The organism is Pseudoalteromonas sp. H105, from assembly GCF_001469215.1.
Lineage (GTDB): Bacteria > Pseudomonadota > Gammaproteobacteria > Enterobacterales > Alteromonadaceae > Pseudoalteromonas.
In genome coordinates this window covers 92,499-105,471 of the sequence record NZ_LOFH01000007.1, presented here as the reverse complement: position 1 = coordinate 105,471, position 12,973 = coordinate 92,499, and the positions used below count along the sequence as shown (strand labels likewise).

The window sequence follows — 12,973 nt, the reverse complement described above, 5'->3', positions numbered from 1 at the left end:
TTAACTCAGCTCCTCCAGTTTAGCTAAATCACGCACTGCGCCTTTATCAGCACTAGTTGCTAACAACGCATACGCTTTTAATGCAGATGATACATAACGTTCACGATCAAGTGGCTTGTAAGCCTGCTTGCCACGCGCCAATTGTTTTTGTTTACGTGCTTCAAGCTCGTCATCACTTAGTGCCAAAGTGATTTCACGGGTCGCAATATCAATGATGATTTTGTCACCGTTCTCAACATATGCGATTGCGCCACCACTTGCAGCCTCAGGCGATACGTGGCCAATTGATAAACCCGATGTACCACCAGAAAAGCGACCATCTGTAATAAGTGCGCACTTTTCAGCAAGGCCTTTTGATTTTAAATAGCTGGTTGGATAAAGCATTTCTTGCATGCCTGGGCCACCTTTAGGGCCTTCATAACGGATGACCACGACATCTCCGGCTTTTACTTCGTCATTCAATATCCCTTCTACTGAATCATCTTGTGATTCATACACCACGGCTGTGCCTTCAAAGTGCAGCATTTCATCAACCACACCTGCACTTTTAACAATACAGCCATCAACCGCTAGATTACCCGCAAGTACCGCTAAGCCACCATCTTGACGGAAGGCATGTTCAACACTGCGGATACAGCCGTTTTCACGGTCATTATCGCCTTCATCCCAACGACATTCTTGGCTCATTGCCTTTGTTGTTCTTATACCGGCAGGGCCTGCGCGATAAAACTTTTGCGCGGCTTTATTATCAGGATCTGTGGCATCCCATTTCTTAACTAGCTCACCCATCGTCATGCCAGCAACATGGTTTACTGATAAATCAACCAACCCAGCTTTACCCAACTCACGGATGATTGCCATCATGCCACCAGCGCGGTGTACATCTTCAATGTGGTACTGCGCAGTAGCGGGTGCCACTTTGCATAAAAACGGGGTTTTACGTGACAACTCATCAATATGAGACATATCAAAATCGACACCGGCCTCTTGAGCTGCAGCGAGTAAATGCAATACTGTATTTGACGAGCCACCCATCGCGATATCAACCACCATAGAATTCATAAAAGCTGTTTTATTAGCAATAGCACGTGGTAGCACATCTTGATTATCTTTTTGGTAATACTCACGGCATAAATCGACAATGCGTGCTCCCGCTTCAACATACAGTTGTTTGCGGTCTTTATGGGTCGCAAGCGTTGTACCATTACCTGGTAAGGCAAGGCCAATGGCTTCTAATAAGCAGTTCATTGAGTTTGCGGTAAACATGCCTGAGCAAGAACCACAAGTAGGACACGCTGAACGCTCTACTTGTTCTGAATCAGCATCACTCACAGATTCATCCGCACCTTTAACCATGGCATCAACTAAATCGAGTTTAATATCAATGTTGGCAAGCTTGGTTTTGCCCGCCTCCATTGGACCACCAGAAACAAAAATAACAGGAATATTTAAACGCAGTGCCGCCAGCATCATGCCCGGTGTAATTTTGTCACAGTTTGAAATACAGATCATGGCATCAGCACAATGGCCATTAACCATATACTCGACCGAATCGGCAATTAAATCCCGTGAAGGCAATGAATACAGCATACCGCCGTGGCCCATAGCAATACCATCATCGATAGCAATGGTGTTAAATTCTTTTGGTACACCGCCCGCCTGGGTGATAGTTTCAGCCATTAATTCACTAAGCTGATTGAGGTGAACGTGACCAGGAACAAATTGTGTAAATGAATTCACAACAGCAATGATCGGTTTACCGAAGTCCGTGTCTGTCATCCCTGTAGCACGCCACAATGCGCGTGCACCTGCGCGTTTACGACCCTCTGTTGTTGTTGCACTTCTTAATTTAGCCATAGTTACCTCAGTGTTCAGCCGCAAGGCTGTTCCTCATTCTTAAAATTTTACTGCACGCTGACCAAAGCCAACCTGCCCTGTTGATCTTGTTTGTGTGCTATACCGCTTGTTGCTGGTGCACGTTTTGTAATGTGACCTGCTTTACATCAACTAACTTAGTTAGTTGGGTGGTCAATAAATAAATAGGTTTATCACTATCGACTGTCATCGCCACGTTATATTGGCCATCGTCTACATTGAGTTGAAAGTGCGTTAAGTCAAAACCTCGATGACGGACAACTCGTAAAAAGCGCTCAACAGCAACACTCTGATTTTTTAAAGCAATAGTTAAACTGTGTTTCATTTGGCACTCTCCGTCATCATTTGATCATTTGCCGCACCTGGTGGGACTAGCGGCCACACATTTTCTTTATCATCAATACAAGCATGCACTATGTAAGGGCCTTTGCTGTTGACCAACGCAGAGATTGCATCATCCACTTGGTTAGCATGCGTAATTGTTTGTCCAGGAATACCAAATACCGCAGCTAGCTGCACAAAGTCAGGATTATCCGATAGGTTTGTTTCACTATAACGACCTTCAAAAAATAGCTCTTGCCATTGACGCACCATACCTAAACGTTGGTTATCGAGAATCAGTATTTTTACTGGTAAGTTATTCCGGCGAATTGTGGCCAATTCTTGAATATTCATCATGATTGAGCCATCACCCGATACCGTCATTACAAAGTCATCTGGGCGGGCAACCTGAGCGCCAATGGCGGCAGGTAAACCAAACCCCATAGTACCTGCTCCGCCACTGCTTAAATGATTACTTGGGTGGCTAAACTTCATATGCTGTGCAACCCACATTTGGTGCTGACCTACATCGCAACACACTACGCCAGTGCTGGGCATGCGCTGACTAAGCTGATTTAATAAATACGGGGCAAATACTTTTTCACCCGGGTAGTCATAACGCCAGGCATGTTTTACCATCATGTCTTTGCTGTGCTGACGCCAAGAGTCTGGTGTTACAAAGCATTCAAGCTGAGGCAGTGACGTTTTTAAATCTGCGATTAACGACGCTTTAGCGGGTTTTCGTTTACCCACTTCTGCCGCATCGATATCTAAGTGGATCACTTTTGCTTTTGCTGCAAACTTTCCTAAGTTACCGGTTACGCGGTCATCAAACCGTGCACCAATACACACCAGTACATCGCACTCTTGCACAGCTAAATTAGCCGCTTGACCGCCATGCATACCCAACATACCTAAATCATACTCGTAATCGGGTAAGACACTGCCAAGTGCTTTTAATGTTGAAACCGCTGGCATTTGGGTTTTTTCTAAAAATTGCATCAGTTCATTCTGTGCATCGGCAGCCTGCACACCGCCACCTACGTAGGCAACAGGGCGCTGCGCTTCGCTTAACAGCTCATTCGCAATGGCAACTTGGTTTAAGTCAAGCTGAGGTAAGTAATCATCTGCAGCAAGCCAAGGCTGAAAAGGCACTTGAGCCATTTGAATGTCTTTTGGGATATCGACTAAAACAGGGCCTGGTCGGCCGCTTTGCGCTAAATGAATTGCTTCTTGTAATATTTCTGCCAAATCCTCAGCACGCTCAACCATGTAGCTGTGTTTTGTACACGATAACGACATACCTAAAACATCGATTTCTTGGAATGCATCAGATCCGATGGCCGCAGTAGGCACTTGCCCTGTTATTGCTAAAAGTGGCACAGAGTCCATCATGGCATCAGCAAGGGCCGTAATTAAATTTGTTGCCCCCGGGCCCGAGGTTGCAAAGCAAACCCCTAATTTACCCGTGCTGCGAGCAAAGCCTACTGCTGCAAACCCTGCGCCTTGCTCATGACGAGTCAAATAATGCTTTACTGGCGCACCATACAATGCGTCGTAAATTGGCATGATGGCACCACCTGGGTAACCAAATACATCCTTTACGCCATGTTTGGCTAATAAATCGATTGTTAACTCTGCGCCTGTCATTAATAAATCCCCATTCCTCAGTGACATTTTAAGCTCAATTACTAAATCTTAACCCTGAAACTAAAAAGCCCCCCGACTTGTTAAGTGCGGGGGGCTTTTCAATGCTTTACAAATTTAAAGCACTAAGTAGCCCCCGCGGTAATAATAATCACCACGACGTTAATTAGGACTAGGTTTAGTGTGTTTGTAAGCATGTAATAAATACCAAAATTTGTTTCGAATACACGGGATAGTTTTAGCCCCGTTTGTCTTTTTCTATTAGTACCGCGATGAGAGGGGGTAAGTCAACCCTAAAATCAATCTAAAACAAGAGTAAACAACTTACTATAAAGGTTTAAAAATCTAATAAAATCTTAAAAGTAAATTATACTTCCCAATATGTGTTTTTACTGCTAATTCAAACCTTGTTATAACCTTTTTATAGCTTGATTAGTTTTTGACTCGTTAGTCAAATATTTTAATATTTTTTATCAGCATAATGTACAAAGCTAATTAATCATCGCTAAACGCCTTTCGTGCATCTAAAAAAGTTACTACTCGCCTATTAATACTCATTAGGTATAGACCCAAGCCACCTCAAGATGCAGAATTCAGCGTTTCACAAGGGCTTAATATCAAGGCGTTACTTGGCAAGAATAGTCATCCCTTTTAAGAAGGAACAACGATGAGAATAAGTTCCTGAGAAGCGCCCTAAGGGTAGGTTTAAAAGCGATTTATACTGCGTTATTGATTTTAACAATAGAACCACTATTATTTGCAATCAATGCCTTGCCTAAATCGCTTTTAATTCCAACTGAAACTAGTATCTTGAGGTGGTTTGGGTATATGAATTATGGCTGCCACTGAACAATAAGGATAATGATGACATTGACGCAACGTATTAGTAGCTACTTTATTTTAGCTATTTTATTCACACTCAGCTTTTCAAGTAATGCAGAGCCCGGCCTTTGGCAACTTGAAAAAAACGGTGTTAAATCGTATTTGTTTGGCACTGTTCATGTAGGTGATACCAGCATGAAAGGCTTACCAAGCAAAGTTACTAAAGCCATTGATACAACTGACAAAGTAATTGTAGAAGTCGACATCAGTGCAATTAGCCCAATGGACATGCAGCGCCGTTCTATGCCGTTTATGATGCTTAAAAACGGTAAAACCCTACAGAGTGAGCTGTCTGAGCAAAACTATGCAAAACTAAAAAACTACTTCAATAAAAAATCAATTGATATTGCCATGTTTGACGGCCTTGCACCATGGGCTGTTATGGTAACAATGATGCAAATTGAATTTCAAAATGCCGGATTTTCAGATCAAAACGGCATCGACAAGCAAGTACTTGCATATGCAAAAAGCAAAAACAAAGCCGTAGGCGAACTCGAAACGTTAGAGTACCAAATGGAAATGTTTAATCACATGTCGCTGCTTAGTAACGAAATGATTGAAGAGACGTTTGAGCAACTCGCTGATGTTGAAACCTATTTCATTACCCTTGTGGATGCGTGGAAAAATGGTGACATGGCCACACTCACGAAATATTACAACGAAAGCTTTGATGACAGTAACTACGGCGAAATCAGCGAACAGGTTATGCTGATTGAACGGAATAACAACTGGATAGAAGAACTCACCCCTCGCCTAGCTAAAGAGCAATTATTTATTGCCGTAGGCGCCCTGCACTTACCCGAACAACACGGTTTATTAAAGCAGTTTAAAAACCAAGGGATAACCGTTACTCGCTTGTAACTAAATGATCTAATGTAGGTTGTCATTTATGGCGACAACCTGCGCCTTTTGAGATTGGCGCGCTAAAGCACGACCTACATGTGCGCAACACTACCAAACGATTTAAACGCTTGGGCAACTCAGCTCGAGCGTTTATTTTGGACCTTCCATTGTTTATTATACGCATCTTGCTCCCACTCTCTTTGTAGATTGAGAGGGGAAGCAATAAAGCTTTAACCTTAAACGTTCACCGTTGGGTTTCGTTGCTCTCAACCCAACCTACGGCGGTAAATTTAACATCGAGCTAGTCTGGCTTTTGCTAGGGCCTAGCCCTTGCAATTTTTTGCAACTCAATAGCACCCGACAAACTCCTAGTTTTACTGTCGATAAAATAATTTATTGTGCTTTAAACCTTTTATAATTCCTTTGCGACTAATTAATTAAATACATTCACACAACAGGTAACGTTATGAAGAAATTATTATTATTAACTGCATTGACGGCGTTTTTAAGCACACAGGCATTGGCAAAATCAGAACATCAAATAAATCACTCTTTTGCGCTTGATACACAAACTACATTAGATATTAGCTTTCCTGTGGGTAGCCTTGAAATCAATACTTACAATGGCAATGAAGTACAAGTCACGGTTGAATTAGAAGCAAAAAATAATGGCTGGTTTAATAACAATGATGACCTTGAAAGCCTAACCATTGATACTCAGCAAACGGGGAGTGAGCTGGCCCTAAGCTTGGATAACGACGATGTTCAACAAACATGGACTGTTACCGTGCCGCGCAGCCTAGCCGTCAATTTAGACTTGGGCGTGGGTGATATTGAAATCAATGATTTTGCAAATAGCGCTGATATCGAAGTTGGTGTTGGTGCTGTTCGCATTGATAGCCAAAGTGACGATTATAAGTCGATTTCGCTGGATAGCGGAGTGGGTGATACACGAATCTCAGGATTTATAAGTGATGCAAAAACAACCCGTAGAATGGTCAGCTCTGAAAGTGAATACTCAGGTAACGGCACCTATAAAGTGAAGGTTGAAGTGGGTGTTGGCGATATAAAAGTGAAGCATTAATCCCCTTCATCCATAATCACTTTAATTGCCCTTACTTAATGTTTCGATAAGGGCTTTTTTGATTGTCTCTAAGTTAATCGGTTTAAATACATGTGCATTTGCGCCTAATTGAACAGTCCGCTCAATATCCGCTTGCGATGTATTGGCTGTAACAACAATAATTGGCATGGTTAAGTTTAACTCTTGGCGAATAATTTCGATGGTTTTAAACCCATCCATAACTGGCATATTTAAATCCATAAACACTAAGTCATAACTGTTCTCTTCCACCTTAGCGGTCGCTATCAAACCATTTTCAGCCAGTTCGCTGGTATAACCTAGTCCCTTCAGCATTCCTTTAAGTATCATTGCGTTTAGCGGGTTGTCTTCCACAATAAGGCAATGTAAAAAAGCAGGTAATTGTTGTTGCGGTTGAGGCTTAAGCTGAATTGCAATGGGGAGCACTATGCTAACAAGCGCACCGTGCGGTTCGTTCTCTGAGAACTCTATGCTACCTTGTTGCATGTGTAAAATATGCTGAACACGTACCAATCCTATCTGCATGCCTTGAAAATGGTTATCTTGCTGGGTATGCTCACTAGTAGATAAATAAGGGTAGTAGTTTTTAAAGCCAACCCCTGTATCGGCAACAATGAATCTCAGTTGCTGTTTATTTTTAATTGATGCTTCAATAGTAATTTTACCCGAAGCCGTAAACTTTAATGCATTGGATAACACCTCACTAATGACTTGCTGCAAACGGCGATGATCCAATTCAACAATACAATCTAAGGAATCGGCTAAGTTTTTTTCTAGTATTAGCCCTTTTTCCTGACAAGCAAATTGATAAGACTGAATGACCGTATCAATTGACTCCCATAAGTTTGATTTGCTCGTTATTAGCGCCCATTGTCCCAAGCTCATTTGGTGAGCCTCGTTTAATTCATCTAAAATACTGAGTAGGCGATTTGAACAATAATGCGCCTGTTGTTTTAAAGTACCTTGCGCATCTGATACATTAAGCTCTTCAACTGAATGAAGTAACCCTTGCAATGGTGTTCTCAGCTCATGACCCGCTCTTGCGATAAAGCGCTGTTTGTTTTGGCTAATTAACTCTGCATGTTGTTTTTGTTTTTGATATTTATCAAGTGTGACTTTTATGTACTTTTCCATTGGTCTAAAAATGAATTTCAATTCAAAAAGTAACAAACATATAGTGAACAACCACACGCCTAACTCAATTTTAGACACCATAGTGACTTTACTATTTGATTGCTGTTCAAATAAACTAACTGCATGATCTAATTTAGATAAGAAAAGCTCAACCTCGTTAATATTAAAAACAGTCGGTATGTCCCTTTTGCTAATAGAATCTGATTGCAACACTTCGGTTGCAGCTGCTACAAACCGATCGCTTTGTTGTGCTAAATTGCTCGGCGTTAAAAAATAATAATCGTTAAGCTCATCACTAAGGAAGGTGTACTCGCCAGCGTTATTTGTTTGCAATAAAAAAGTATGTCCTTCTTTAAACGCTTTGACTGCTTGGTATAAAGAGTGTCGATGCTCCGCGTTATCCTGCTGGCTGATGACATTGACATGCCATGCTATTTTTTGCGAAAGCATTCGCTGCTTACCTGCGATATTAATCACTTGAGCATCATTTTTTTGGATAGACAGAAAAGACTGAAGGATTAAAGCCGCTGCCGTACTTAAAATCGCTATCGCCAACAAGGCAAGGCGATAACGTGTTCGAATGCTTGAAATTAATCCTACCATACTCCCCCCCTCGCTTTGATTTCATTTAATTGTAGTCCAGCAATACTAAAGTAACACTTTGTAAAAAATAAAAAACCCTGTCTTTAACAGGGTTTTTCATTGGCTTTGAAGGTGGAACGACTATTTAACGATTTTCTAGGCGATTATAGTCGAATAACCCATATTCAATTTGGCGATATTCTTTGGCAACATTATGCAAAATATCGCTATATTGCCAAAATTGAGGGTGTGTTCTACGAATCGCAAATTGACTCTTCAGCGCTCTGTAATCCGCTTCATCTTTAATTAACGGTAATTGGTGGGCAAAGCTTTCAACCTGCTGAGGGTTATTCAAATACCAGATTGCTTCAGGGTAGTCACCAATAAAGCCAGGTACAATCGTAACAGTGTCTTCAGCATACGCTCGTTGACCTTCCTCATTTAACAGACTGGAAATATTATAGTGTGCGTTATGATGGATTAAGGTGTATGCCTGATGCCCAGAACTTCCTTCTTTTACTAATACATAGGATATTTGAGGCAATAAATTAACCGCCTTTGCGGGCATATTATTTAATGTTTGCAAAGGATGTGGTACCGCTTTAAAGTCATAGCGAGGGCTCAATACTGGCTTTAACGCCTGTTTAATTAAACCGTATAACTCGTGTTGATGATCATTGGTTTTATAATCAATGCCTGTTGCTTGGCTAAAGCTTTCACCATATTTGAAAAAGTTAGTCAGGCTAGTATGCGATTTCCGATACCACGTGGCATTCAACTCTTTTCTCTGTTGCTTTGGTAACAACGCTAAAAAGTTTTGTTCACCTTCGAGCCTTAAAAAGTCCATATATAAACGGGTAATCAGTTGGTGCCCAATATTGCCATACACATCAAAGCCTGCCACTAGTAAATAATGGATACGTTCAAATAGTGCATAATCAAGGACCCACATAGTTTTTGGCTCTTGCCCTATAAACCCTTTAACAACCGTTGCACTATCAAAATGACGAAAAATAGTCAGTGCTGCATTGTCGTTAACACCTTCCCCTCGCCATAACAGGTCTGTCGTCAAATGCTCACCATCTTTAAACATTTCGTTGGCAAGCTTTACTTTCGCTTCAATATACGTGCTTTGGCGATTAGCGTATTTAACCCAACTAGAAATAGGTAAGGCGTTACTTTCTTCTGCCGCTGGTAATGCCAGTGCATCTTCATGTTGCAGCAGCATTTGGCCCACTTGGGGGGTTGCCGCTTTATCTGGATCGGCAAACGCCACCCAAAAATGATCGTTAATCACATTTAATGCTATTTGCCCACGGCACACGGGGCCTTTAATAAAACCCATAATAATTAATTCAGCTTCATCCAGCATAAACTGATATTTTGATTTTACCGGTATAACAGCGAAAGCCTTAAATGGGTTAGAGGCAACTTCAGGCTTGTAACTTGGCATTTTTTCAACCATATAATCAGGTTCGATAAACTGGCTGTAAATGCGCGCTAGCTTGGTATCATTAAGTGCAAGAGGTAAATGTGTTTTGGCTAAAATAGTGGAACGTTCATGCATCAAGCGGTAATAAACACGATCAACTTTTGGATCATCATACGGACGGCGTGTGTTAATAAGTTTAATTGCTTGCCCTGGTGGTGTACTTGAGCGTACTAGTTTGAAAAAGCTTTGTTCACCTTTTTGCTCAAAGTATATATGCGCTAAATACCAATGTTCGTATATATACCGTGCAGCCAGTTGATACTTTAAGCTGTCTTGATTTAAAAAACTTTCCCATCGTTGAGCTTGCGCAGTTGCCTCTTTACTAGGTGGCTTAATATGAGCCATTTTACCACCGCTTTTCAGCCACTTTTCCAGGTATTTAAACTCGCTTCGCGTAATACCTGGTAGGCCATAAGGCATACCTGCATGTGGTTGGCTTTTTGCTAAGCGGTCGAATTCTTCTATCCCCGTGCATAACTGAGAGCGATCGAGTGCAAAGTCAAATTCGTCGCCCAATACATCATCTTCAGGCAACGGTGAGCTCATTTTTAGCACTAAGCTGTTGTATAAAACACTGCCTGCTAAATTACCTTGCTCTGTTTGACCTCGTTCGTTTAGCACTGGTGAAAAGTTTTTATCTCGCCACCCTGCAGTATCTGTTGCATCATAGAGCAAGCGGCTAGGCTTAGATGCAAGTAAACGGGTGCCGTCATACACTAATTCTTTACTCAGCCCACGATCAATACCTTCAGGCGAAGATAACTTCAATTGGCAAGGGGCGTCGTAACAACCATGACAAACAACACATCGGTTATCTAATACAGGCTGTACATGCTGTAAAAACTCGCGTCCAGCGCCTGAATCATGCTCTACAATTCGCTGTTGTACATTTTCAGGCCCAAATAACTCATCATAATGAGCAGCCCCAAGGTATGCGCACCCTGTTAATATAATAGTCGCAACGCTGAGTAAAAAGGATTTTGCCATGCTATTACTCGTCCTCATCACCTAAGTCAAATGTTGGCATCATATCCATCTGCGGCGATACAAAGGTCATGTCATTGTCAGCATCTAACATTGCACTGAGTAATGGTCCGTGTGTCAGCGTCAATTGTGCTTGGTGAGCCGAGGTAGTTAGTGCGACAAACACATCACTCTGTGCATCTAGCTGGTACTCATTAATAGTGATCCCAATACTGCTATCAACACGTGGGTTTTGGCAAAGCTGAGTTAATAACTCATCGTCCAATACGATGGTTAGTAATAAGTCAGGCTGCTCTAAATCACGTTCGTTTAACGTTTCATCAAAAAGAAATAAAGGAAGGGTTAAATTACTATTTTGCTCTAATTCCATGTGCGGCTCTCTAAAAGGGGCTGTTTGGGCTTATATAAACAATAATTATAGCAAAAAAGAGGAGCAAAATGAGGGAAAGATGCTAATAGCGGCGCGCTTTAAACTCGCCACTATAAATATGAACAATGTTAGAACCCACTATCACCAAGGCAAGGTTTCACCGTTTGAGTGCCAAAACCCACCAGTATTGCCTAAGTTAAGTGCATCAATACGTTTAATTAAACGCTCAGCGGCTTGCTCTGGTGAAATATCACCTGCAAAGTTGACCATTTGAGTCTGGACAAAGCCCGGATGAAAAAGCCCCACTGCAATATTTTTACTTTTGAGCTCATGAGCAAGACTTACAGATGCGGCATTAAGCGCAGCCTTAGACATACGATAACCAATATAACCACCTGATCCATTATCGGCGATTGATCCCATGCGACTGGTGATCATCGCAACTTTCGCATCAACACCTAAACTATGAAGCAAGGCATGGGTAACCCTAATGGGTGCAACTGCATTAATTGCCAACTGCTGGTTAATGGCTGTAAAGTCCATATCTGCCATGCTTTCATTGTAAAACACACCGGCGTTATTTATTAGTAGATCAATTTTATGACCATGCAACTGGTTTTGCAGCGTTACAATATCGCCCTCATTTGCAACATCAATATTACTAATGACTGTTACATCGAGCGCTTTTAACTCATCACTTGGCTGGCGAACGATTGCTGTAACCTGATAGCCTTTTGCTAAGTATTGCTGACATAAATTTAAGCCAATACCTCTATTTGCGCCTGTAATCACCACGTGCTTTGTCATAAGTTAGCTCCAATAAAAAAATGATAATAATGAACTTGGGGCAAACAAAAATAAAAAAAGCGCCGTAGCGCTTATTTTGGTAAATTTATAAAATGAAATGCGCAAACTAACCGCATTTAACATCATCCATTGCTGAGGTCATAATTGAAAACACTGCCCCTTGCGGGTCTGTTATTACACTAAAACGCCCCACCTCAGGGATATCTGTAGGTGGGACACACACTTCACCGCCTAGTTGTTTTGCCCTTGTTGCTGCCTCATCACAATTACTGACTGCAAAATAAATCATCCAATGAGCAGGAATATCAGCTGGCCACTCTTCGGTCATTTCAATCATGCCTGCAACAGGCTTGCCTGCTATATTAAACAAAGTGTAATCCATGCCTTCCATAGGCTTAATTTCACTTTCCCAGCCTAATAGTTTGCAATAAAACTCGCGGCTTTTTCCACCATCTCTACTGGCCAGCTCGTGCCAATACGGTGTGTTTAACTCACCCAAACGCTGGCATCCAACATGTTGGTTGCCTTGCCATAAGGCAAACATAGCGCCGCCAGGTTCGTTTATAAGCACCATACGGCCCGCATCCATAACATCATGAGGGCCTGCAACTATCTCAGCGCCCAATTGTTTGGCTTTTGTCGCTAGGGCATCAACATCGTCAACGGCAATATACGTGAGCCAGTGGCTTGGCACATCTGCCACTTTTTGCTCTGCTGGCATCTGATACATGGCAGCAACATCGTCACCTTGTTTTTGCAACATGGTGTAATATAAATCGTCCCCTATCGGTTGATCATCATTCCCCCACTCAAACAGCTCAGTGTAAAACGCTTTACCCTCAGCCCAGCTGTGCGTACATAGTTCTGACCAACAAAATACGCCGTGAGGATGATTTACTTTTTGTGCGCCCATGGTTTTCTCATTATTTGATGT

The 12,973-nt window shown here is 41.9% G+C and carries 10 protein-coding genes; 2 read left to right on the top strand and 8 right to left on the bottom strand.

Going from position 1 to position 12,973, the window contains the following annotated elements:
- The 3 genes from ilvD to ilvG form a co-directional block, all read right to left on the bottom strand.
- A complete protein-coding gene (gene ilvD / locus ATS75_RS13020; protein ID WP_058560855.1) occupies positions 1-1,857 on the bottom strand; it encodes a dihydroxy-acid dehydratase in 1,857 nt (618 codons plus the stop codon).
- Positions 1,858-1,954: 97 nt separating this feature from the next.
- On the bottom strand, positions 1,955-2,200 hold the full coding sequence (ilvM, locus tag ATS75_RS13015; RefSeq protein WP_058560854.1) for an acetolactate synthase 2 small subunit: 246 nt from the start codon (positions 2,198-2,200) through the stop codon (positions 1,955-1,957).
- Positions 2,197-3,846, bottom strand: coding sequence for an acetolactate synthase 2 catalytic subunit (gene ilvG, locus ATS75_RS13010; RefSeq protein WP_058560853.1), 1,650 nt, complete (start codon positions 3,844-3,846; stop codon positions 2,197-2,199). Before ilvG ends, ilvM begins: the two co-directional genes overlap by 4 nt.
- Before the next feature lie 861 nt (positions 3,847-4,707).
- Between ilvG and ATS75_RS13005 the strand changes: the two genes are divergently transcribed.
- Positions 4,708-5,586 (top strand): TraB/GumN family protein, encoded by an 879-nt coding sequence (locus ATS75_RS13005; RefSeq protein WP_058560852.1) that lies wholly within the window; start codon positions 4,708-4,710, stop codon positions 5,584-5,586.
- Positions 5,587-6,034: 448 nt separating this feature from the next.
- Positions 6,035-6,652 carry a hypothetical protein gene (locus tag ATS75_RS13000; protein ID WP_058560851.1) on the top strand — a complete coding sequence of 206 codons (618 nt, stop codon included), beginning with the start codon at positions 6,035-6,037 and terminating at the stop codon, positions 6,650-6,652.
- Positions 6,653-6,673: 21 nt separating this feature from the next.
- Here the strand turns inward: ATS75_RS13000 and ATS75_RS12995 are convergent, their stop codons facing one another.
- From ATS75_RS12995 to ATS75_RS12975, 5 genes are all read right to left on the bottom strand, one after another.
- Positions 6,674-8,407: a response regulator gene (locus ATS75_RS12995; RefSeq protein WP_058560850.1), complete on the bottom strand. Its 1,734-nt coding sequence runs from the start codon at positions 8,405-8,407 to the stop codon at positions 6,674-6,676.
- A 124-nt stretch (positions 8,408-8,531) separates the two neighbouring features.
- Complete coding sequence (locus ATS75_RS12990) at positions 8,532-10,865, bottom strand: fatty acid cis/trans isomerase (RefSeq protein ID WP_058560849.1); 2,334 nt, start codon at positions 10,863-10,865, stop codon at positions 8,532-8,534.
- 4 nt (positions 10,866-10,869) lie between these two features.
- The gene (locus ATS75_RS12985; protein WP_058560848.1) at positions 10,870-11,232 is read right to left on the bottom strand and encodes a hypothetical protein; all 363 of its coding nucleotides are present in this window, start codon (positions 11,230-11,232) and stop codon (positions 10,870-10,872) included.
- 141 nt (positions 11,233-11,373) lie between these two features.
- A complete protein-coding gene (locus ATS75_RS12980) occupies positions 11,374-12,039 on the bottom strand; it encodes an SDR family oxidoreductase (protein ID WP_058560847.1) in 666 nt (221 codons plus the stop codon).
- Between the two features lie 106 nt (positions 12,040-12,145).
- Positions 12,146-12,952, bottom strand: coding sequence for a VOC family protein (locus tag ATS75_RS12975; protein ID WP_058560846.1), 807 nt, complete (start codon positions 12,950-12,952; stop codon positions 12,146-12,148).
- Positions 12,953-12,973 lie beyond the last annotated feature (21 nt).